The sequence below is a fragment of the Kitasatospora sp. NPDC029312 genome (genome assembly GCF_055569215.1).
In genome coordinates this window covers 68336-90768 of sequence record NZ_JBVHXY010000008.1, presented here as the reverse complement: position 1 = coordinate 90768, position 22433 = coordinate 68336, and the positions used below count along the sequence as shown (strand labels likewise).

At 73.4% G+C, this 22433-nt stretch carries 20 protein-coding genes and 1 pseudogene; 14 read left to right on the top strand and 7 right to left on the bottom strand.

The features are described from left to right. Positions 1-70: 70 nt before the first annotated feature. Both ACZ4WV_RS09635 and ACZ4WV_RS09630 read right to left on the bottom strand, forming a co-directional pair. On the bottom strand, positions 71-1780 hold the full coding sequence (locus tag ACZ4WV_RS09635) for a class I SAM-dependent methyltransferase (protein WP_465744546.1): 1710 nt from the start codon (positions 1778-1780) through the stop codon (positions 71-73). A gap of 188 nt (positions 1781-1968) precedes the next feature. Further along, positions 1969-2487, bottom strand: a pseudogene (locus tag ACZ4WV_RS09630) (YibE/F family protein); the annotation flags it as partial. Between the two features lie 5 nt (positions 2488-2492). Between ACZ4WV_RS09630 and ACZ4WV_RS09625 the strand changes: the two are divergent. From ACZ4WV_RS09625 to ACZ4WV_RS09580, 10 genes are all read left to right on the top strand, one after another. Beyond that, complete coding sequence (locus ACZ4WV_RS09625; protein ID WP_465744544.1) at positions 2493-3089, top strand: hypothetical protein; 597 nt, start codon at positions 2493-2495, stop codon at positions 3087-3089. Between the two features lie 357 nt (positions 3090-3446). After that, a complete protein-coding gene (locus ACZ4WV_RS09620; protein WP_465744542.1) occupies positions 3447-4421 on the top strand; it encodes a metal ABC transporter solute-binding protein, Zn/Mn family in 975 nt (324 codons plus the stop codon). Positions 4422-4494: 73 nt separating this feature from the next. After that, a complete protein-coding gene (locus tag ACZ4WV_RS09615) occupies positions 4495-5433 on the top strand; it encodes a metal ABC transporter ATP-binding protein (protein ID WP_465744540.1) in 939 nt (312 codons plus the stop codon). Continuing rightward, entirely contained in the window at positions 5417-6334 is a 918-nt protein-coding gene (locus ACZ4WV_RS09610) for a metal ABC transporter permease (protein ID WP_465744538.1), read from the top strand. Before ACZ4WV_RS09615 ends, ACZ4WV_RS09610 begins: the two co-directional genes overlap by 17 nt. Then, positions 6331-7167 (top strand): metal ABC transporter permease, encoded by an 837-nt coding sequence (locus tag ACZ4WV_RS09605; protein ID WP_465744536.1) that lies wholly within the window; start codon positions 6331-6333, stop codon positions 7165-7167. Before ACZ4WV_RS09610 ends, ACZ4WV_RS09605 begins: the two co-directional genes overlap by 4 nt. A gap of 29 nt (positions 7168-7196) precedes the next feature. Continuing rightward, positions 7197-7685 carry a Fur family transcriptional regulator gene (locus ACZ4WV_RS09600; protein WP_465744534.1) on the top strand — a complete coding sequence of 163 codons (489 nt, stop codon included), beginning with the start codon at positions 7197-7199 and terminating at the stop codon, positions 7683-7685. Between the two features lie 105 nt (positions 7686-7790). Continuing rightward, positions 7791-8066, top strand: a complete 276-nt coding sequence (locus ACZ4WV_RS09595) for a hypothetical protein (RefSeq protein WP_465744532.1) — start codon at positions 7791-7793, stop codon at positions 8064-8066. 2 nt (positions 8067-8068) lie between these two features. After that, a complete protein-coding gene (locus ACZ4WV_RS09590; RefSeq protein WP_465744530.1) occupies positions 8069-9103 on the top strand; it encodes a CobW family GTP-binding protein in 1035 nt (344 codons plus the stop codon). Continuing rightward, positions 9100-10119, top strand: a complete 1020-nt coding sequence (locus ACZ4WV_RS09585; RefSeq protein WP_465744528.1) for a WD40 repeat domain-containing protein — start codon at positions 9100-9102, stop codon at positions 10117-10119. Before ACZ4WV_RS09590 ends, ACZ4WV_RS09585 begins: the two co-directional genes overlap by 4 nt. Further along, a complete protein-coding gene (locus tag ACZ4WV_RS09580; protein ID WP_465744526.1) occupies positions 10089-10553 on the top strand; it encodes a (2Fe-2S) ferredoxin domain-containing protein in 465 nt (154 codons plus the stop codon). Before ACZ4WV_RS09585 ends, ACZ4WV_RS09580 begins: the two co-directional genes overlap by 31 nt. Here ACZ4WV_RS09580 and ACZ4WV_RS09575 read toward each other — a convergent pair. Next, positions 10516-10929: a Fur family transcriptional regulator gene (locus tag ACZ4WV_RS09575; protein WP_465744524.1), complete on the bottom strand. Its 414-nt coding sequence runs from the start codon at positions 10927-10929 to the stop codon at positions 10516-10518. The two genes, ACZ4WV_RS09580 and ACZ4WV_RS09575, sit on opposite strands and share 38 nt — an antisense overlap. A gap of 268 nt (positions 10930-11197) precedes the next feature. Here ACZ4WV_RS09575 and katG point away from each other — a divergent pair, with 268 nt between their 5' ends. Next, entirely contained in the window at positions 11198-13414 is a 2217-nt protein-coding gene (gene katG / locus ACZ4WV_RS09570; RefSeq protein ID WP_465744522.1) for a catalase/peroxidase HPI, read from the top strand. Positions 13415-13546: 132 nt separating this feature from the next. Here katG and ACZ4WV_RS09565 read toward each other — a convergent pair whose 3' ends face one another. Beyond that, positions 13547-14068, bottom strand: a complete 522-nt coding sequence (locus ACZ4WV_RS09565; protein ID WP_465744520.1) for a hypothetical protein — start codon at positions 14066-14068, stop codon at positions 13547-13549. A 274-nt stretch (positions 14069-14342) separates the two neighbouring features. On the opposite strand from ACZ4WV_RS09565, the gene ACZ4WV_RS09560 reads away from it, so the two are divergent. The 3 genes from ACZ4WV_RS09560 (at position 14343) to ACZ4WV_RS09550 (ending at position 16885) form a co-directional block, all read left to right on the top strand. Then, a complete protein-coding gene (locus ACZ4WV_RS09560; RefSeq protein ID WP_465744518.1) occupies positions 14343-14798 on the top strand; it encodes a DUF5990 family protein in 456 nt (151 codons plus the stop codon). A 190-nt stretch (positions 14799-14988) separates the two neighbouring features. Further along, on the top strand, positions 14989-15591 hold the full coding sequence (locus tag ACZ4WV_RS09555; RefSeq protein WP_465744516.1) for a superoxide dismutase: 603 nt from the start codon (positions 14989-14991) through the stop codon (positions 15589-15591). A gap of 241 nt (positions 15592-15832) precedes the next feature. Then, complete coding sequence (locus tag ACZ4WV_RS09550; protein WP_465744514.1) at positions 15833-16885, top strand: glycosyltransferase family 2 protein; 1053 nt, start codon at positions 15833-15835, stop codon at positions 16883-16885. A 103-nt stretch (positions 16886-16988) separates the two neighbouring features. On the opposite strand, the gene meaB is transcribed toward ACZ4WV_RS09550, so the two are convergent. The 3 genes from meaB to ACZ4WV_RS09535 are packed head-to-tail and all read right to left on the bottom strand — an operon-like array spanning position 16989 to position 22142. Beyond that, the gene (meaB, locus tag ACZ4WV_RS09545) at positions 16989-17981 is read right to left on the bottom strand and encodes a methylmalonyl Co-A mutase-associated GTPase MeaB (RefSeq protein WP_465744512.1); all 993 of its coding nucleotides are present in this window, start codon (positions 17979-17981) and stop codon (positions 16989-16991) included. A gap of 13 nt (positions 17982-17994) precedes the next feature. After that, entirely contained in the window at positions 17995-20250 is a 2256-nt protein-coding gene (gene scpA / locus ACZ4WV_RS09540; protein ID WP_465744510.1) for a methylmalonyl-CoA mutase, read from the bottom strand. Beyond that, positions 20247-22142, bottom strand: coding sequence for a methylmalonyl-CoA mutase family protein (locus ACZ4WV_RS09535; RefSeq protein WP_465744508.1), 1896 nt, complete (start codon positions 22140-22142; stop codon positions 20247-20249). The genes scpA and ACZ4WV_RS09535 overlap by 4 nt, the downstream gene beginning before the upstream one ends. Positions 22143-22433: the final 291 nt, after the last annotated feature.

Sequence of the window (22433 nt, the reverse complement as noted above, 5' to 3'; positions counted from 1 at the left end):
TAGCCGTTTTCATTAAGGTGGGATGGGATGCGGTGGTCCACCGCCCCGCAGGGGGGCTTGAAGACGGGCCCTACGGCACCCGCGCGGCGAAGAGCCGGCGTCCCAGCAGGGCCAGCGGATGGTCCTCCTCGGGCAGCGCGAGGACCGTGCCCGTCCCCGCGGCGGCGAGCGCCGCGCGCAGCCGGTCGGGCGGCGGCGTGCCGGCCGGATCCAGTCGGGCGTCGTGCGGGGAGGTCCACGGCAGGAAGGCCCGGGATATCAGGAACTCCGGCTGCTCGCAGGTCGGTTCGGTGAGCAGCAGCCAGCCGCCGGGAGCGAGCAGCCCGGCCAGGCCGTGGGCGGCGGCCTCCGGGTCGCGCGCCGCGGCCAGCACCTCCGAGCCGATCACCACGTCGAAGGAGCGCGGGGGCAGCTCCGGGCGGGGTGGTGCGCCGTGGACGTCCAGACGCGCGCACCGCACCCGCGCGTTCCCGCGGAACCGCGCCTTCGCGGCGTTGACGAGGAGGTCGGAGCCCTCGGTGCAGAGGTACTCCACGGGCCGGTGCTCGGCCCGGAGTGCCGTGGTGATCGCCTCGGCGGCCACTCCCGTCCCGGCTCCGACCTCCAGGACGCGCAGCGGACCGGGCCCGGGGCGGCTCGCCGCGATGCGGGTCACCGCCCCGGCGAGCGCGGCGGCGAGGTACCGGCCGGCCGCCGTCCCGCGCTCCAGCGCCTCGGCGACCCGGATGCCTCCGGGGAACAGCAGCGAGGTGGCCTGCTGGTCGCCCGTCAGCAGTGCGGGCAGCCGCTCGGCGCTCCGTCGCAGGTAGTCGATGGCCGTGGCGGATCCGAGATCCCCCGTCCACGCCTCGCTCGCGTGCTTCCAGGCCTGGCCGACGTCCTCCCCGGACCGCGCGGGGCCGGTCCGGAAGAGGGCGCCATCGCGGTTGACGAAGCCACGGTCGGCCAGCAGGTACAACCACCGTACGGCGAGCGGTCGGTGTCGCTCGGTGACCCGGGCGGCGGCGAGGACGTCGGCGGCCGGGCGGCCCGGCCCGGGCTCGTCCAGCGCGCCGCCGGTTCGCAGCGCGAGCAGCATCGAGGAGAGCACGGCCTCGTCGAGGCGGTCGCGGAACAGCCGGGCGTGCCCGCCCGTGACGCCCAGGGTCTGCTTCCAGGCCGCGCCCGTGGCGGCCGCGACCACCTCGCGCAGGGCGCGGTCGGCGGCCTCGACGCCGCTGCTCGGCTCGCGGACGTGCGCGAGGACGGCGCCCAGCGCGTCCACGGCGGTGAACACGTCCTCCTGGCGCGGTTCCGGCCCGATGTGGAGCACCTGGCGCAGTGCGGCGAGGTCGTGCCCGGGCAGGCCGGGTGTCCGGCTGAGCCGCCAGAGCCGCTGCGACGGCAGGCTCAGATGGGTCGTGCGCGAGCGGGCCAGGTCGGCGAGGAGCGCGGACGGGTGCCGTTGCGGGTCGCCGTGGACGACCGTGCCGCCGGTGACCAGGGTGGCGAGCGCCAGGTCGACGGCCAGTTCGGAGACCGGGTACAGCAGCAGGTGCCGGACCGGCGGGGCGCCGAGGACGCCCGCCCAGTGCCGCAGCCGCGCCGCGTAGGGCTCGTTCCCCCCATCCGGGGCGGCCGCGTGGGCCGCGACCCGTGCGGCCATCGCCGCCGCCAGGCCGCCCGGCGGCACCTCGCCCGCCAGCAGCTCGACCCCGCTGACCGGGCGTCCGTCGGCGACCAGCACCGGCCGGCCTCCGGCGGCGTGCAGCACGTGGACGAGCGGGGAGCTGGAAGCCACGGCGGTCACTCCCGGATCGGTTGTCTGAAGCTGGACAACTGAACCACGAAACCGGTGCAGTGACAATGGTTTTCATAACTGGCAATGTTCCGCCGGGCGTTCCCCGGTCCGGCGGTGCGGGCCACCCCCGGCGGTGCCTCGCCCGGGAGCGCCTGCCAGGTCAGCGCCTCGTGCGGGCCCCGGCAGCCTCAGCGGCCCCGGCGCCGGCGGCCCCGGCCGGGCGCGAGCACGGGCACCGGCGCGGGGTGGTCGGCCGAGGCGATCAGCGCGGCCAGCACGGTGGTGACCGGGACGGAGGCGACCAGACCGATGCTGCCGACCAGGGTGCGGGCGATCTCCTCCGCCACCACCTCACTGGTGGCCACGGACACCACGTCCCGGTGCGCGATCGAGAACAGCAGCAGCAGCGGGAGCGCCGCGCCGGCGTACGCCAGGACCAGGGTGTTCACGGTGGACGCGATGTGGTCGCGGCCGATTCGGATCCCCGCCCGGTGCAGCTCACGGGCACTCATCGTCGGGTCCGCCTGGCGCAGTTCCCAGACCGCGGACGTCTGGGTGACCGTCACGTCGTCCAGCACGCCGAGCGAGCCGATGATGAAGCCCGCCAGCAGCAGGCCGCGGATCTCGATGCCCGGGTACAGGTCGTGGACCAGGCCGGTCTCCTCCGAGGTGTTGCCCGTCAGACGGGCCCACGAGGTGAAGACGGAGCTTCATGCACCAGTCCAACCTGACGGACGACAGGCTGGCGCTGCAGACCCTCAGCGGTATCCTGTCCGCCTACCGCGGCTGGTTCACCGCGGACACCCCGGTGGTCGACCAGACCCTCACCGACTCCGGGGCGGCCCTGAAGCAGCAGGCGGCCTGGCAGCAGACCCAGAACGCGGGCTCGGTCACCGGTTACGTCCAGGGCGGTGCGGTCACCCTCCAGGGGCCCGCCGGCACCGCCGTGCCGGTCACCGCGCCCGCCGGCACCACCGTCACCGGCGGCGCCGCCTTCGACGCGGCCTACGGCGGCGAGCAGTCCGGCTACCCGACGTTCGGCGCGGCGGCCACTGTGCTGACCCTGCCCACGAGCGCCTTCGGCACGGTCGCCGACTCCTCCCCTAGCGGACCCCGCGCGGAGCTCGCGTCCTACGCCAAGGGTTCCCCGCACGACGTGCGCCGCACCGGTGACGCCATCGTGATCACCGACCCGACCGGCACCCACGTCCTGCCGAAGCTGGCCGGCAAGCCGGAGGAGGAACTGCACATCGGCGCCCATCACCACAACCCGTACAACGCTGTCCCGAACGGACCGGCCAAGAAGTAGCCCGCCCCCCGTGCCGCAGCGGCCCGTGCGACGGCGAGCGTCCCTGGGCATCGAGGGCATCGTCGTGGGCGTGTCGGTGCCGCGCTCGGTGTGCTGGGCCTGCGCCGCCGTCCGGGCACCGGGGCTGACAGCTGGACCGGTCCGGCCGTGAAGGCGCCGCTCGTCTCCGGACGGGCGGCGCCTGCACGCATCCGGCTCCGCCGGAGCCGGCAGCCAGTCAAAGTTTGGCAATGATTTCCATCTCCGGGTCGATCGAGCTAGTTATGAAAACCGTTTCCATCTACTGTGAGGGCGTCCACCGGAGCTGAACCCCGCCGCGCACGGCTGGGTCAGCAGGTTCCTAGGAGTAGCCCCGTCATGAGCGCCGCCCTGTCCAGCAAGACCCGTCGCAGCACCGTGAGAGCCGTGCTCGGCGCCACCGCCGTCGCCGCCCTCGCCGCCACGAGCGCGTGCTCGACCTCCTCGGCCAAGAGCACGTCCCCGGCCGCGGGAGCGAGCGGCGGCGGGAGCTCGAAGGTGATCCAGGTGGTGGCGGCGGAGAACTTCTGGGGCTCGATCGCCGGCCAACTCGGCGGTGACCACGTGAAGGTGACCAGCATCATCGACAACCCGGACACCGATCCGCACGACTACGAGCCGACCGCCGCCGACGGCCGCACCGTGGCGGGTGCGGACTACGCGATCACCAACGGCATCGGCTACGACGCGTGGTCGGACAAGCTGCTGGCCGCCAACCCGGCGAGCACCAGGACCGCGCTCAAGGTCGGTGACCTGCTGGGGAAGAAGGAGGGCGACAACCCGCACCAGTGGTACTCGCCGGAGAGCGTCAACACGGTCATCGACCGGATCACGGCCGACTACAAGAAGATCGACCCGGCCGACGCCGCCTACTTCGACACCCGCAAGCAGACCTTCGAGACCCAGGCGCTGGCCAAGTACAACCAGCTGATATCCGACATCAAGGCGAAGTACGCGGGCACCCCGATCGGCGCGTCCGAGTCGATCGTGACGCCGCTCGCCGAGGGCCTGGGCCTGAAGATGCTCACCCCCGAGACGTTCCTGGACGCGATGAGCGAGGGCACCGACCCGACCGCCGCCGACAAGGCCGCCATCGACCAGCAGATCAGCGGCAAGCAGATCAAGGTCTACGTGTTCAACTCCCAGAACTCCACCCCCGACGTCGCCGCGCAGGTGGCCGCCGCGAAGGCACAGGGCATCCCGGTCGCCACCGTCACCGAGACCCTGACCCCGGCGAACGCCACCTTCCAGGACTGGCAGAGCGGGCAGCTGCAGGGCATCGAGGACGCGCTGAAGGCGGCGACCGGCAAGTGAGCGAGCGGAGCGGGCTCACCATCGAGAGGTGCGCATGGGCGAATGCCCCTGGCGAGCGGAGCGGGACGAGCGCATGAGCATCCACCCGACCGAAGCGGTCCACGGCCAGGCGCCCCGTGCGCGGGCGGGGCGGAACGAGCCGGTGCTGTCGCTGCGCGGCGCTGCCGTGCGGGTGGGCGGCCGGACCCTGTGGTCGGGTGTCGATCTGACCGTGGAGGCCGGGGAGTTCGCCGCCGTCCTCGGCCCCAACGGGGTCGGCAAGTCCACCCTGGTCAAGGTGCTGCTCGGGCTGCTGCCGGCCGCCGCCGGCGAGGTCCGGGTGCTCGGCGAACGGCCCGGAGGGCGATGGGGGTCCTCCCGGCCGAAAGCCGGGGCGGCGGCGGTGGGTTACCTGCCGCAGCGGCGCAACTTCGACGCGAGCGTGCGCATTCGCGGGACGGACGTGGTGCGGCTCGGCCTGGACGGGGATTCGTGGGGGATCCCGGTGCCGGGCTGGGGCCGCGCCAAGCGTCGGGCGGCGCGCGAACGCGTCGACGAGGTGGTCGAGTTGGTCGGCGCCTCGGCGTACGCGCACCGGCCGATAGGGCAGTGCTCGGGCGGCGAGCAGCAGCGGCTGTTGATCGCCCAGGCGCTGGTCCGGCGCCCGCGGCTGCTGTTGCTGGACGAGCCGCTGGACAGCCTCGACCTGCCCAACCAGAGCGCCGTCGCGGCGCTGCTGGGCCGGATCTGCCATCAGGAGGGAGTGTCGGTGGTGATGGTCGCGCACGACGTGAACCCGATACTCCACCACCTGGACCGGGTGGTGTACATCGCCGAGGGCGGTGCCGTCTCCGGCACGCCGGCCGAGGTGATCACCTCCGAGACGCTGACCCGGCTGTACCGCACGCCCGTCGAGGTGCTCCGCACCTCCGACGGCCGGCTGGTGGTGGTCGGCCAGCCCGAGGCGCCGGCGCTGCACAGCGACCGGCACCCCGGCCGAGGGAACGGGGGCGGTCATGCCGCTGGCAGCTGACGCCACGTCACCCGCCTTCTCCTGGAACCTGCTCGCGGACCTCCAGGACATGTGGTCCTACCTGTCCATGGTGAACGCCTTCCGGGCCGGCCTGGTGGTGTCCGTGGTCTGCGCGGTGGTCGGCTGGTTCATGGTGCTGCGCCGGCAGACCTTCGCCGGGCACACGCTGTCGGCTGTCGCGTTCCCCGGCGCGGCGCTGGCCGCGCTGGCGGGCTTCAGCCTCTCGCTCGGCTACTTCGGCTCCTGCGTCGCGGCGGCCCTGGTGATCGCCGCGCTCGGGCGCGGGGGCCGGGAGAGCGGCTCGGAGGAGTCCGCCGTCACCGGCACTGTCCAGGCGTTCGTGCTGGCCTGCGGCTTCCTGTTCGTCAGCCTCTACAAGGGCCTGCTGGAGGGGCCCACCGCGCTGCTGTTCGGCGACTTCCTGGGCATCACCACCGGCCAGGTGGTGGTGCTGGCGGTGGTCGGGGCGCTGACGCTGGCGGTGCTCGCGGCGATCGGACGTCCGCTGCTGTTCGCCTCCGTCGACCCGGAGGTCGCCGCCGGGCGCGGCGTGCCGGTGCGGGCCCTCTCCACGGTGTTCCTCGTCCTGCTCGGCGCGGCGACCGCCGAGGCCAGCCAGATCACCGGCACCCTGCTGGTCTTCGCGCTCATGGTGATCCCGGCCGCCACCGCCCAGCAGCTCACCGCCCGCCCCGCCGCGAGCCTGCTGCTGGCCGTCCTGTTCGGCCTCACGGCCTGCTGGGCCGGGCTGATCGCCGCGTACTACCAGCCCTACCCGCTGGGCTTCTTCGTCACCGGCTTCGCCTTCGCCGGCTACGTGCTGGCGCACCTGGTGCGGATGGCGCGCGAGACCCTCGGCCGCCGGGAGCGCGCTCCCCTCGCGATCGGAGGCGCGGCGTGAACGCGCTCCTCTCCCAGCCGTTCTTCCAGCACGCCCTGCTGGCCGGCACGTTCATCGCGCTGGCCTGCGGGCTGGTCGGCTACTTCCTGGTGCTGCGCGCGCAGATCTTCACCGGCGACGCGCTCAGCCACGTCGCGTTCACGGGGGCGATGGCGGCGCTGGCCGGTGGCTACGACCTGCGGCTGGGCCTGTTCGCCGCGACCATCGGGGTGGGGCTGCTGCTCGGCGGCCTCGGCCGCAAGGGGCGCCCCGACGACGTGGTCATCGGCAGCGTCTTCGCCTGGATCCTCGGCCTCGGCGCGTTCTTCCTCACCATCTACACCACCTCCCGCAGCGCGGCCCGCGGCGGAGCGGGCACCACCGTGCTGTTCGGCTCCGTCTTCGGGCTGAGCGGCAGCCAGACCACGCTCGCCGTGGCCATCGCCGCCGCCATCTGCCTGGTCGTCCTGCTCATCGCCCGACCGCTGCTCTTCGCCACCCTCGACGAGGCGGTCGCCGCCGCGCGCGCCGTCCCGGTGCGGCTGCTCGGCTTCGCGTTCCTGGCGCTGGTCGGCGCCTGCGCGGGGGAGGCGACCCAGGCGGTCGGCTCGCTGCTGCTCCTCGGCCTGCTCTCCGCCCCGGCGGGCGCGGCGATCCGCCTCATCGACCGCCCGTTCCGCGCGCTCGCCCTCTCCGGCGCGCTCGCGGTCGCCGAGATGTGGGGCGGGCTGCTGCTGAGCGCCGAAGTGCCCGAGCTGCCGCCGAGTTTCGCGATCATGGCGACCGCGACCGCCGTCTACGCCGCCACCTTCCTCATCCGCCCGACCCGCGCCGCCGGACCGGCGCCGGCCTGAGTCCGACCGAACGACGGGGGCAGAGAGCAGTGACCGACTCGAAGTCCATCGCGCTGACGGCGGCCTTCCGCCGCGCCGCCGACCGCCGCCGGGACCCGGCCGAACACTGGCCCGAGGGCGGCTCGCTGGGCCGGCTGACACCGCAGCGGGCCGAGGTCCTCCAGGCCCTCGCGGGCTGCGAGTACTTCGTCAGCGCCCAGCTCCTGCACGCCGGCCTGCTCGCCACCGGCTCCCGGGTGGGCCTGAGCACCGTCTACCGCACCCTGACGGCGCTGGCCGCCGTGGGCCGCGCGGACGTCGTGCGCGACGCCAACGGCGAGCGCCTGTTCCGCTACCGGCCCGGCGCCGATCACCGGCACTACCTGATCTGCCGGCAGTGCGGCCTGAGCCTGCCGGTGGACTCCGCGCCGGTCGAGGCGTGGACCGAGCGCGTCGCCGAGACCTCCGGCTTCGCCGACGTGCAGCACACCGTCGAACTGACCGGCACCTGCGCCACCTGCCTCGCAGCCGCCGGTTGACGCCCGTACCGCCGGTGACGCCCGTACCGCCGGTGACGCCCGCGCCACCGGTTGACGCCCGCGCACCCACCACGACCCACCGCACCGCCGACGAGGACCCCCGCCATGCCCGAACCGGCCTCACCCCGCCACATCGCCCAGCTGACCGCACTGAGGAGCCACACCCGTCGACTCCTCGCGCTGGCCGAGGAGGACATCGTCCTGATCCGGCAACTCGACTGCACCGAACCGGGATGCCCCCCGGTCGAGACCGTCGTCGCCGTCCTCCCGCCCGCCGGCCCGGCCAGGCGCTGGACGCTCCACCACCCGCTGGCGGAGATCACCACCGACCAGCTCACCCAGGCCCTGGCCCAGCCGCCCGCAACCCCCGAAGGAGAATGACCGTGACCAGCAATGCCGACACCGCCCGCGACGAGGCCGCCGGGCCCGAGGACACCCGGGTCCCCGTCACCGTCCTGACCGGCTTCCTCGGCTCCGGCAAGACCACCCTGCTCAACCGCATCCTCACCGAGCAGCACGGGCTCCGGATCGCCGTCATCGAGAACGAGTTCGGCGAGGTCGGCGTCGACGACGCCCTCGTCCTCGACGCCGAAGAAGAGATCTTCGAGATGAACAACGGCTGCATCTGCTGCACCGTCCGAGGGGACCTGATCCGCATCCTCGGCGCCCTGATGCGCCGCCGCGAGAAGTTCGACCGGATCGTCATCGAGACCACCGGCCTGGCCGACCCCGCCCCCGTCGCCCAGACCTTCTTCATGGACGACGAGATCTCCTCCCAGCTGCGCCTGGACGCCATCGTCACCCTGGTCGACGCCGCCCACATCCTCGAACACCTCACCGAGGTCAAGCCCGAAGGCGTGGAGAACGAGGCGGTCGAGCAGGTCGCGTTCGCCGACCGGATCGTCCTCAACAAGACCGACCTGGCCACCCCCGAGCAGGCCGCCGAGGTCACCGCGCACATCCGCGCCATCAACGCCCCGGTGGAGATCATCCCCGCCCAGCAGGCCAAGGTCGACCTCGCCCGGATCCTCGACGTCCACGCCTTCGACCTGGACAGGGTCCTGGAGGACGACCCGACCTTCCTCACCGACACCGAGCACCAGCACGACTCCACGGTCACCTCCGTCGGCATCGACCTGCCCGGCGAACTCGACGAGAAGCGCCTCAACGCCTGGCTCGGCACCCTGCTGCGCACCCGGGGCGCCGACATCTTCCGCTCCAAGGGCATCCTGGCCATCGCCGGTGACGAGCGGCAGTACGTCTTCCAGGGCGTCCACATGCTGCTGGAGGGCGAGAACGGCCGGGCCTGGCGCGACGGCGAGACCCGCCGCAACCGCCTGGTCTTCATCGGCCGCAACCTCGACCGCGCCGCCCTCAACGAGGGCTTCGCCGCCTGCCTCGCCGGGGTGCGCGCATGACCGCCACCGAGGTCGCCACCGCCTGGACCGCCGCCGTCGACGACGCCCCGGTCGCCGTCGCCACCGCCGCGGGCCTGGTGGCGATCGGCGGCGCGGGCGGCAGCGCGTGGATCCTCGACCTCGCCTCCGGGGCCCCCGTCGGCACCGTCACCCTGCCCGGCGGCGTCCTCGCCCTGGAGTTCTCACCGGACGCCGCCCACCTCGCCGTGGCCGGGCCCACCGGCCACGGCCTGTGGCGGCGTTCGGACGGACGCTTCCTCAGCCGGGACACCGGATCGTGGTCGGCCGCCGTACGGTGGGCCTCGCCGGACCGGGTCGCCGTGGCCTCCGGCCGCCGCGTCCTGGTGCTGGACACCGACGGCGTCCAGCAGTGGCGCACCGACCCCGCCCCGAGCACCGTCACGGACCTCGCCTGGCTGCGCGAGGGCCGACGTCTCGTCAGCTCCGCCTACGGAGGCGTGCGCTGCCACGAACGCCACACCGAGAAGCCGGTCACCGAGTACAAGTACCTCGGCTCCCACCTCGCCATCGCCCTCAGCCCCGACGGACGCTGGATCTGCAGCGGCAACCAGGACGCCAGCATCCACATCTGGCGCACCAGGGACGGCGACGACCTCACCATGCAGGGCTACCCCGACAAGATCGCCCGGCTCGCCTTCGACGGCTCCGGCCGCTGGCTCGCCTCCGACGGCGCCCCGGACATCACCGTCTGGGACTTCTCCGGCAAGGGCCCCGCCGGCACCAAGCCGCGCTCCCTGCGCACCCACGAGACCATCACCGCACTCGCCTGGCGGCCGGGCGGCGCGGCGGTCCTGGCCAGCGCCGGCGCCGAGGGCGCCCTCGCGCTGTGGCGCGCCGGTTCCGGACGGGCCGGCGCGCTGGTCGCACCGGCCGTCCGACGCGAGCTGCCGGAGCCGGTCACCGCGCTCGCCTGGGCCGGGCCGGGGCTGCTGGTGCACGCCGACTACGAGGGGCGGGTGGAGGCATGGCCACTGCCGGACGAACTGGCCCGCTGACCGTACGGGCCGGGCACCGGCCCTGCACGCTGGTCGTCTGCCGGGGCTGCTGCTGCGGGAACAGCGGCAAGCACCCCGGCACCGACCACGAGGGCCAGGTGGCCGCGCTCCGGAAGGCCGCCGACGCCTCCGACGGCGCCTTCGTGGTCCGCACCTCCGACTGCCTGGACGCCTGCGCGCAGTCGAACGTCATCGTGGTCCAGCCCTCCACCCGGGGCCGGACCCGCGGTGGCCGGCCGGTCTGGCTCGGCTGGGCGCTCGACGACGACGGCCTCGGGTTGATCATCCGGTACGTCCTGGACGGCGGGCCCGGCATCGCCCGGCTGCCCGCCGCCCTGGACCTCCAGCGGATCAGCCCGCCGGGCACCCCCGCCACGGGCCGCGGTCGGGCCGCGGTCAGCCCGCGCAGGTCGGGCAGAGCCCGCGGTAGGTGACCTCGGCCCCGGAGACGGCGAAACCGAAGCGCTGGTCGGCCGGGAGGTCGGCCAGCGGGTCGCCGAAGGGGTGGACGTCGCGGATGGCGCCGCAGCCGGTGCAGACCAGGTGCTGGTGCGGGTGGTGGGCGTTGGGGTCGTAGCGCTTGGCCCGTCCGTCGGTGGAGACCTCGACGATCTCACCGAGGGTGACCAGTTCGCCGAGGGTGTTGTAGACCGTCGCCCTGGAGATCTCCGGGAGGCGCTCGGCGGCGCGCACGTGCACCTCGTCCGCGGTCAGGTGCACGTGGTCGCCGTCCAGGACCTCGGCGACGACGCGCCGCTGGGAGGTGAGGCGCCAGCCGCGCCCGCGCAGCCGCTCCAGCAGGTCACTCATATCGGTTCACCTATTCAGGTCACGGGGAGACCGGAGTTTACCAATACACATCCACTGGTGTCCGGTTCGCGATCGGATCTGGCTTTGGTGTCTTTCTTGACTTGGATTGAGTCCACCGTAGGATCGGCTCCGGCGCTAGCCTGGGTAGCAACAGATCGCAGCAGTACACACCGCTACCCCGAAACAGCGGCCGTACACAGCGGTAGCAGCACTTGGTGCCGTAGGTAGCAGATGGACACCGTGATCCGCCTTGTAGGGAAGGATTCCCATGTCTGAGAACCACGACGCAACCGGTCTTGAGGCGAGCGCGGGCGGCTGCCCGGTCAACCACGGGCGCGCGCTTCACCCCACCCAGGGCGGCGGGAACCGCCAGTGGTGGCCGGAACGGCTGAACCTGAAGGTCCTCGCCAAGAACCCCGCCGTGGCGAACCCGCTCGGTGAGGACTTCGACTACGCCGAGGCCTTCAAGTCCCTCGACCTCCCGGCCGTCAAGCGCGACATCGAGGAGGTGCTGACCTCGTCGCAGGACTGGTGGCCCGCCGACTTCGGCAACTACGGCCCCTTCATGATCCGGATGGCCTGGCACAGCGCCGGCACCTACCGGATCAGCGACGGCCGCGGCGGCGCCGGCGGCGGCCAGCAGCGCTTCGCCCCGCTCAACAGCTGGCCGGACAACGCCAGCCTGGACAAGGCCCGCCGCCTGCTCTGGCCGGTGAAGAAGAAGTACGGCCGCAGCCTGTCCTGGGCCGACCTCATGGTGCTGGCGGGCAACGTCGCCCTGGAGAGCATGGGCCTCACGACCTTCGGCTTCGGCGGCGGCCGCGTCGACGAGTGGGAGCCCGACGAGGACGTCTACTGGGGCCCGGAGACCACCTGGCTGGACGACCAGCGCTACACCGGCGACCGCGAGCTGGAGAGCCCGCTCGCCGCCGTCCAGATGGGCCTGATCTACGTCAACCCCGAGGGCCCCAACGGCAACCCGGACCCGATCGCCGCCGCCCGCGACATCCGCGAGACCTTCTACCGGATGGCGATGAACGACGAGGAGACCGTCGCGCTGATCGCCGGCGGCCACACCTTCGGCAAGACCCACGGCGCCGGCCCGGCGGACAACGTCGGCCCGGACCCGGAGGCCGCGCCGATGGAGCAGCAGGGCCTCGGCTGGAAGAGCCGCTACGGCACCGGCGTCGGCCGCGACGCCATCACCAGCGGCCTTGAGGGCACCTGGACGGCCACCCCGACCACCTGGGACAACAGCTTCTTCGAGACGCTGTTCGGCTACGAGTGGGAGCTCACCAAGAGCCCGGCCGGCGCCCACCAGTGGAAGCCGAAGGACGGCGCCGGCGAGGGCACCGTCCCGGACGCCCACGACCCGAACAAGCGGCACGTCCCGATCATGCTCACCACGGACCTCTCGCTGCGCTTCGACCCGGTGTACGGGCCGATCTCCCGGCGCTTCCTGGAGAACCCGGAGCAGTTCGCCGACGCCTTCGCCCGCGCCTGGTACAAGCTGACCCACCGCGACATGGGCCCGCTCGTGCGCTACCTCGGCCCGGAGGTCCCGAGCGAGCAGCTGATCTGGCAGGACCCGCTGCCGACCGTCACCTACCAGCAGATCGACGCCGCCGACGTCGCCGACCTCAAGCGTCGGATCGCCGCCACCGGCCTGTCCGTCTCGGAGCTGGTCTCCACGGCCTGGGCCGCGGCCTCCTCCTACCGAAACAGCGACAAGCGCGGCGGCGCCAACGGCGGCCGGATCCGGCTGCAGCCGCAGGCCGGCTGGGAGGTCAACGAGCCGGACCGGCTGGCCACCGTGCTGCGCGCCCTGGAGGGCGTGCAGGCGGAGTTCAACGCGCAGGCCGGCGACAAGCAGGTCTCCATCGCCGACCTGGTGGTGCTGGCCGGCGGCGTCGGCGTCGAGCAGGCGGCCAAGGCGGCCGGCCTCGCGGTCGAGGTGCCGTTCGCGCCCGGCCGGGTGGACGCCCCGCAGGAGCTGACCGACACCGAGTCCTTCGCCGCGCTGGAGCCGAAGGCCGACGGCTTCCGCAACTGGCTCGGCAAGGGCAACCGCCTGCCGGCCGAGTTCCTGCTGCTCGACAAGGCGAACCTGCTGGGCCTGAGCGCGCCCGAACTGACCGTCCTCGTCGGCGGCCTGCGCGTGCTCGGCGCCAACCACCAGCAGTCCTCGCACGGCGTCTTCACCGAGACCCCGGGCGTGCTGACGAACGACTTCTTCGTCAACCTGCTGGACCTCGGCACCACGTGGAAGTCCACCTCGGAGGACGCCCACACCTTCGAGGGCCGGGACGCCTCCGGCCAGGTCAAGTGGACCGGTACCCGCGCCGACCTGGTCTTCGGCTCGAACTCCGAACTGCGCGCCGTCGCCGAGGTGTACGCGAGCGACGACGCCAAGGAGAAGTTCGTGTCGGACTTCGTCGCCGCCTGGGTCAAGGTCATGAATGCGGACCGCTTCGACCTGGTCTGAGCAGCTGACGTCGACCGGCCTGACCGGCTGACCGGCTGAGCGATGACGGCGGGAGTCCGGGGGCGGCAACCCCCGGGCTCCCGCCGCGCGTTGATGCGTGCCGTGCCGTGCCGGCTCGGCACGGGCAGGCGCTCAGGCCTCCTCGGCCTTCCGCTCGGCCGCCCGCTGCTCCTCGGCCTTCCGCTCCGCCGCCCGGACCTGCTCGGTGAAGGCGTGCTCGTCGATCCGCTCGACCGCCGCCCCGTGCTCGGCCGCCAGCTCGTCGGCCGGTTCGGGCGACGCCTCCCGGATCTCCAGGGCGACCAGCGCGCCGCCGTCCGGCACCCGGGGCGAGAGCACGATCAGCGCGGCGCCGGCCTCCGTCGCGGAGTGCTCCTCGGCCGCGTTGCCGAGCGCCGCACCCGCCGCGAAGCCGAGCAGCACTCCGACCGGCCCGCCCAGCAGGCCCACCAGGCCGCCGAGCAGCCCCGAGCCCACGGTGGCCACGCCGGCGCCCCGGGTGAAGGTGTCCTTCACCTCCAGCACCCCGTCGGCGTCGCGCTCCAGGGCCGCCACCATCCGCAGGCCCGGCAGGTGTTGCGCGTCGGCGAAGGCCGGCTGCCAGGCGGTGGCGTCGGGAAAGGTCAGCAGGACGAGGTTGTGCTGCTCGCTCATCGGACTCCGATCGGGCTGGGCGGTGCCGGGTCTTCATGGTGACCGTCGGTGCGCGTCCCGGCCACAGGAACGGGCACCACGGCCCCGGGCGGACCGCCTTCCCCGTACGCCGCGAACCACACGTGCCCGGGAGCGGGTCCGCACCGGCGGACCGCTCTTCGCCGAGCGCTCACCGGCAGCGCTGCCGACCCGCCACGCCCGCCCGGGGGTGACCCGCCGGCCACCCGTCCGGTGGGGGGGCGGGAAGCGGGCCGCCGTAGGGGACCATGACGGCATGGAGCTGAGGATCGAGGCCACCGACCTGCCGGGCCGTGAGTGCGGTGTCGGGCCCGGGTTCCCGGGGTACCGGGACATCCACGTCGCCGTCCAACGCCGGGGCCGCCCGGCCGAGTTGCTCGACCCGTACCCCGGGGACGCGCCGCACGCGCGCTGGTCGCTGGAGTGCGAGGCGCGCCGGCTGCCGGACGGCGCGGTGGACATCACCGGGCGGTACGTCCAGGGCGGCCCGGGCGGCCGGTTCGTCTACCTGAACTGGGTCACCGGGGCCCCCGGCGCCTGGTCGCTGTTCCGGCGCGCCAAGCTGCTGCTGGCGGCGGTCGATCCGGCCACCGCCGACGCGGCGGTGGCGGGCGGGCTGCTGGTGGCCCGCCTCGGGCTGACGGACGCCAAGGGACACCCGCTGTGCGCCGCCGTCCGGCCGCCGCTGGTCACCTGGACGGCACCGGGCTGAACGCCGCGCGCTCCAGCGACGCCGACGGGGACCGCTGCTCGGCGAGCGCCCGCGCCCGGGAGTCGGCCGCCATGCCCGACGTGATGTGACGAACAAGTAGGAGCCCATGCTGTGTTCCTGCAACCGATGCGCAATAGTGTTGTCCCGGCACGATCGTCACGACCAACCCGCCGAAAGGGGCCGTGTCCTGATGGGCACCTACACGCTTCCCGACCTGCCGTACGACTACTCCGCGCTGGAGCGGGCGATGTCGGCCGAGATCCTGGAGCTGCACCACTCCAAGCACCACGCCGCGTACGTGAAGGGTGCCAACGACACCCTGGAGCAGCTGGCCGAGGCCCGTGACAAGGAGCAGTTCGGCGGCCTGGTCGGCCTGCAGAAGACCTTCGCCTTCCACCTGTCCGGGCACGTGCTGCACTCGCTGTTCTGGCAGAACCTCTCCCCGGAGGGCGGCGACCGCCCCGAGGGCGAGCTGGCCGACGCCATCACCGAGCACTTCGGCGGCTTCGAGGCCTTCAAGAAGCAGCTCACCAACGCCACCACCGGGGTCCAGGGCTCGGGTTGGGGCATCCTCTCCTGGGAGCCGCTCGGGCAGCGCCTGATCGTGGAGCAGGTCTACGACCACCACGGCAACGTCGGCCAGAACACCACCCCGCTGCTCGCCTTCGACGCCTGGGAGCACGCCTACTACCTGCAGTACCGCAACGTCCGCCCGGACTACGTCACCCGTCTGTGGGACGTCGTCAACTGGCAGGACGTCCAGGCCCGCTTCGCGGCCGTCAAGAGCGCCTGACCCGTTTCAGGTGACGGATGGGCCCCGGTCCGGTCGGGCGGCCCGGGGCCCATCCCCCTGGTCAGGGCGGGTGCGCGGGGGAGGACCCGGGGCCGCCGGGCACGCCCGGCGCACCGAACGGAAGACTCACCGCCACCCGCCGTTCTCCCGGTGGCAGCGTCCGGTCGCTAGGCTCGGCCCACCGCCCTGACCGGCGGTCGGCGGCCGAACGGCCCGCCCGCTCCCGAGCGAAAGGCCTTCCATGGCGCCGCGCCTCTCCGTCGTCGTCCCGGTCTACAACGTCGAGCGCTACCTCGCGGAGTGCCTCGACTCGATCGCGGCGCAGACCTTCGAGGACTTCGAGTGCGTCATGGTCGACGACGGCTCGACGGACGACGGCCCCGTCATCGCCAAGGCGTACGCCGCCAAGGACCGGCGCTTCCGGCTGGTCCGGCAGGCGAACAAGGGCCTCGGCGCGGCCCGCAACACCGGCTGGCGCCACCTCACCCCGGGCACCGAGTACCTGACCTTCGTCGACAGCGATGACACCCTGCCGCCGCACGCCTACCAGCTGATGATCCGCACCCTGGACGACACCGGGTCCGACTTCGTCGCGGGCAACGCGATGCGGCTGCGCACCACCGGCCTGACCCCCTCGCACGCCCACCGCCGTCCCTTCCGCGAGACCCGGCTGCGCACCCATGTCAGCGAACTGCCCGCCCTGGTCACCGACCGCACCGCCTGGAACAAGGTCTACCGGCGCTCCTTCTTCGACGCCGCGGGCATCCTCTACCCCGAGGGCATGCTGTACGAGGACGCCCCGGTCAGCGTGCCGCACCACTTCCTCGCCGAGCGGGTCGACGTGCTCGCCGACCCGATCTACCACTGGCGGGTGCGCGAGGACGGCGCGCTGTCCATCACCCAGAAGAAGACCGACCCGCGGGGCCTGATCGACCGCGTCCGCTCGATGGAACTCGTCCGGGAGTGGCTGCAGGCCCGCCCCGAGCCCGAGTTCGCCGAGTACCTGCGCGCCTACGACCTGAACTGCCTGGTCGAGGAGATCCCGATGTTCTTCTGGTCCGTCCCGGACGGCGACCGCCCGTACTGGGAGGTCTACCAGCGGCACGTCAGCCGGCTCCTGCACGCCATCGGTCCGGAGCGGTTGACCGGTCTCAACGCCCAACTCCGGCTCAAGTACCGCCTCACCCTGGCCGACGCGATGAACCGCTTCGTGGCCGTCCAGCGGGTGCACCTGCTCGTCCGCCGCACCCGCCAGGCCGCCGCCCGGCGGTCCGCCGCCGTTCGCCGGGGCTGAGGCCCGGCGAACGGTCCCGGCCTGGTCCCGGCCTGGTCCCGGCCTGGTCCCGGCCTGGTCCCGGCCTGGTCCCGGCCTGGTCCCGGCCCGGTTCAGGCCCGGTTCAGGAGGTGCCGAAGAAGGCGTCCAGGATCCGCTGGGCGGCCAGCCCCGCGGGCAGGGTGCCGGCGCGGACATCGGCTTCCAGCGACGGCGCGAGGCGCCGCACCTCGGGGTGCTCGTGCAGCCGGGCGTAGAGCTGGTCGTGCACCATGGACCAGGTCCACTCGACCTGCTGGTCGCGGCGCTTGGCCGTCAGCGCGCCCGTCGCGTCGAGGACCTTGCGGTGCTGCTGGAGGCGTTCCCACAGCACGTCCAGCCCGGCGCCGTCGCGGCCGCTGCAGGTCAGGACCGGCGGCGTCCACGCCGCGTCGGGGGCCTGCAACAGGCGGAGCGCGCCCGCCAGTTCGCGGGCGGCCGCCTTGGCGTCGCGCTCGTGCGGGCCGTCGGCCTTGTTGACGGCGATGACGTCCGCCAGCTCCAGGACGCCCTTCTTGATGCCCTGGAGCTGGTCGCCGGTGCGGGCCAGGCTGAGGAGGAGGAAGGTGTCGACCATCCCGGCCACGGCCGTCTCGGACTGGCCCACGCCGACGGTTTCGATCAGCACGACGTCGTAGCCCGCCGCCTCCATCACCACCATCGACTCCCGGGTGGCCTTGGCGACCCCGCCGAGCGTCCCCGAGGTCGGCGACGGCCGGACGAAGGCGTCCGGGTCGACGGCGAGGCGCTCCATCCGGGTCTTGTCGCCCAGGATGGAGCCGCCCGTCCGGCTCGACGTCGGGTCGACGGCGAGCACCGCGACCCGGTGGCCGAGGCCGGTGAGCATCGTTCCGAAGGAGTCGATGAAGGTCGACTTGCCGACCCCGGGCACGCCCGTGATGCCCACCCGGACCGCCCCGCCCGCGTGCGGCAGCAGCCGCTGGAGCAGCTGCTGCGCGAGCGTGCGGTGGTCGGGCCGGCTGGACTCGACGAGGGTGACGGCGCGCGCGATCCAGGCGCGCGAGCCGTCCAGGACGCCCGTCACGTAGCTGTCGAGGTCGATCGTCCGCGGAGGCATCCGGCTCAGACCGTCACAGCTCGTGGCCGAGGTCGGCGGCCAGCGTCTTCAGCAGGTCGTAGGCGGCGTCCGGGATCACCGTGCCGGGCGGGAAGACCGCCGCCGCGCCCGCCTCGTGGAGGGCGTCGAAGTCCTGCGGGGGGATCACCCCGCCGACCACGATGGTGATGTCCTCCCGGCCCGCCGCGGCGAGTTCGGCGCGCAGCGCGGGCACCAGGGTGAGGTGACCGGCGGCCAGCGAGGAGACGCCGACGATGTGCACGTCCGCCTCGACGGCCTGCCGGGCGACCTCGGCCGGGGTCTGGAACAGCGGGCCGACGTCCACCGTGAAACCGAGGTCGGCGAAGGCGGTGGCGATCACCTTCTGGCCGCGGTCGTGGCCGTCCTGGCCCATCTTGGCGACCAGGATGCGCGGGCGGCGGCCCTCGGCCCGCTCGAACCGCTCGACCAGGTCCCGGGTGCGCTGGAGGGGGGCCGACGGGCCGGCTTCGTCTCGGTACACACCGGAGATGGTACGGACCTGGCCGGAGTGGCGGCCGTACACCTTCTCCAGGGCGTCCGAGATCTCGCCGACGGTCGCCTTGGCCCGGGCCGCATCGACCGCCAGGTGCAGCAGGTTGCCGTCCAGGGAGCCGTCGCGCCCGGGGCCGGCCTCGGCGGCGCGGGTCAGCGCGTGCAGCGCGTCCTGGCAGGCGCTCTCGTCCCGCTCCTCGCGCAGCCGGCGCAGCTTCTCGATCTGCCGGGCGCGGACCGCCGAGTTGTCGACCTTGAGCACGTCGATCTGCTCGTCGCTCTCGACCCGGTACTTGTTCACGCCGATCACCGGCTGGCGGCCGGAGTCGATGCGCGCCTGGGTGCGGGCGGCGGCCTCCTCGACGCGCATCTTGGGGATGCCCGCGTCGATGGCCTTGGCCATGCCGCCGGCCGCCTCGACCTCCTGGATGTGCTGCCAGGCGCGGGCCGCCAGGTCGTGGGTGAGCTTCTCGACGTAGGCCGAGCCGCCCCAGGGGTCGATCACCCGGCAGGTGCCCGACTCCTGCTGCAGCAGCAACTGGGTGTTGCGGGCGATGCGGGCGGAGAAGTCGGTGGGCAGCGCCAGCGCCTCGTCCAGGGCGTTGGTGTGCAGCGACTGGGTGTGGCCCTGGGTGGCGGCCATCGCCTCCACGCAGGTGCGGGTCACGTTGTTGAACACGTCCTGGGCGGTGAGCGACCAGCCCGAGGTCTGCGAATGGGTGCGCAGCGACAGGGACTTGGGGTTCTTCGGGTCGAACTGCTTGACCAGCTTGGCCCACAGCAGCCGGGCCGCGCGCAGCTTGGCGACCTCCATGAAGAAGTTCATGCCGATCGCCCAGAAGAAGGACAGCCGCGGCGCGAAGGCGTCCACGTCCAGCCCCACGTCCAGGCCCGCGCGCAGGTACTCCACCCCGTCGGCCAGGGTGTAGGCCAGCTCCAGGTCGGCGGTGGCCCCGGCCTCCTGGATGTGGTAGCCGGAGATGGAGATCGAGTTGTACCGCGGCATCTTCTGCGAGGTGTACGCGAAGATGTCCGAGATGATCCGCATCGACGGCTGCGGCGGGTAGATGTAGGTGTTGCGGACCATGAACTCCTTGAGGATGTCGTTCTGGATGGTCCCCGCGAGCTTCTCGGGCGGCACGCCCTGCTCCTCGGCCGCGACGATGTACAGCGCCAGCACGGGCAGCACCGCGCCGTTCATGGTCATCGACACGGACATCCGGTCCAGCGGGATGCCGTCGAACAGCTGGCGCATGTCGTAGATCGAGTCGATGGCGACGCCCGCCATGCCGACGTCGCCGGTGACGCGCGGGTGGTCGCTGTCGTAGCCGCGGTGGGTCGGCAGGTCGAAGGCGACCGACAGGCCCTTCTGGCCGGCCGCCAGGTTGCGGCGGTAGAAGGCGTTGGACTCCTCGGCGGTGGAGAAGCCGGCGTACTGGCGGACGGTCCAGGGCTGGTTGACGTACATGGTCGGGTACGGCCCGCGCAGGTACGGGGCGATGCCCGGGTAGGTGTCGAGGAAGTCCAGGCCGGCGAGGTCGGCGGCGGTGTACAGCGGCTTGACGCCGATGCCCTCGGGGGTGTCCCAGACCTGCTCGTCGACGTCCTTGCCGGTGGAGCGGCGCCAGGCGGCCCGCCACTGGGCCTCGGTGACGTCGGTGGCGTCGGCGGTGCCGGTTTCGCCGCTGCGGGGAGTCGCCTCGGCGGCGGTGTCGGCGTCGCCGTCCAGCCCGATTCCGGTGAAGTCGGGGATCATCGCGCCACCTTGTCCTCGTCGGTGCTGCGCGCACCGGTGATCTGGTCCAGCAGGGAGGTCAGGACGGCGACGGCGTCCCCGCCCGCGTGGATGAACTCGTCGACGCCGGTGGGCACTTCGGCGAGCCGCCCGGCCAGCAGCACCCGCCGGGCGCCGACCGCCCGGAGCGCGGCGGCGACCGCCTCGGCGTGCTCGGCGTACAGGGCGTCGCTGGAGCACAGGCAGGCGACGGTCGCGCCGGAGGCGGTGAACGCCTCGGCGAACGCCGCCGGGTCCACTCCCTCGGCCGAGGCGGTCGCGATGCCGCCGGCCTGGAACAGGTTGGCGGCGAAGGTGGTGCGCCCGGTGTGGGCGGCGGCGGTGCCGATCGAGGCCAGGAACAGCGTCGGCCGCTCGCCGGTGGCGGCGAGCACCGCGTCCGAGCGGTCGCGCAGCGCCTCGTACGCCTCGGCGCGGCGCACCCGGGGCAGACCGCCCGTGGGACCGGCCGGGGCCGGCTCGCGGACCAGCGGCTGCTCGCCCAGGTGCGGGAACTCGCTGACGCCGGTGACCGGTTCGCGCCGCTTGGCGAGCCTTCCGGAGCGCTCGGCCCAGGTCGCGGCGATCCGGTCGCCGACCAGGCCGGACGCCAGGGGGGCCCGCTGGCCGCCGGCCCGCTCGATCTCCTGGAACCAGGCCCAGGCGGCCCCGGCCAGCTCCTCGCCCAGCTGCTCCACGTACCAGGACCCGCCGGCCGGGTCGATCACCCGGGCCAGGTGGGACTCCTCCAGCAGGATCGACTGGGTGTTGCGGGCGATCCGGCGGGCGAAGGCGTCCGGCAGGCCGAGCGCGCTGTCGAAGGGCAGCACGGTGACGGCGTCCGCGCCGCCGACCCCGGCCGCGAGGCAGGCGACGGTGGTGCGCAGCATGTTCACCCACGGGTCGCGGGTGGTCATCATCACCCGGGAGGTGACGGCGTGCTGGCGCTGCGCCGAGGCCTCGGCGGACGCCCCGGACACCTCGGCGACGCGGGCCCAGAGGCGGCGCGCAGCCCGGAATTTGGCGATGGTGAGGAACTGGTCGGCGTCCGCGGCGTAGCGGAACTCCAGCTGCCCGAGCGCGGCGTCCACCGACAACCCGGCGGCGGTCAGCGCGCGCAGGTAGGCGACACCGGTGGCCAGCGAGCAGCCCAGCTCCTGGGCGGGGGAGGCGCCGGCCTCGTGGTACGGAAGGCCGTCGACGGTCACGGCCCGGACGTTCGGGTAGTCGGCGGCGCAGCGGGCGGCCAGCGCGGTGGCCGAGGCGAGCAGCGCGTCGGTCCGGGTGGCGTCGCCGGTGCGGGCCTGGAGGCCCAGCGGGTCGGCGCCGAGGTTGCCGGCCGCGGCGGCGGGGGAGACCTCGCGCTCCTCGTACAGCTTGAACAACTGCTCGGCGGCGTCGGCGAATTCGGGCCCGGCGTCGAGCGCCACGGCGGCCAGGTCCAGGTACACCCCGGTGAGCGCCTCCGGCAGGGCCGACACCGGCAGACCGGCACCGCCGAGCTCCAGCCAGAGCGAGCCGACGCCGTTCTCCAGGTCCGCGAGGACCGCCTCGTTGGTGCGCCGCCGGTCCGGGTCGGCGTGCCGCTGGCGGACGTCCCACCCGGCGACGGCGGAACCGTGCGGCCGCCCGCCGCGGACGAACGGGGGGAAGCCGGGGTAGCCGGCCTCGACCGGGCTGTCCTCGGCGGTGTACAGGGGGAGGGCGCGCAGGCCGTCCTGGAGGGGGGTGCTGAGCGCCCGCTCGGCGGCGGCGGCGTCCTCGGGCTGGGCACCGGACTTGCGCAGCACGCCCTCGACGAGCTGCTGCCACTGCTCACGGTGCGCGGCCGGGAATTCGGCGGCGAGGGGGAGCCCTTCGGGCGGGACCTTCATGTCCGCAGGTTAGCGCCCGTTCGCAGGACGACAGGAGGGGCGTCGTGTGTGACCTTGTTCTCGATTTGGTGGACTCCTAGCACTCCGCAGGTCAGGGAGTGTCCCGAGGGCGTGCACTCGGCCCGTCGGGGAGTGTCCCGGGGCTCGCGCGCCGACCCTCGGCGGGCATTCCGGCGGCGCCGCCGCGATGCGTGGTCGATCGTCCAGGAAGCGCCCGGATCAGGGGGATTGCGGAACCTCCCCGGCCATCTATTAAGTTACTTAGAAGAAGGGCGCGGGCGGTGTCCCCCG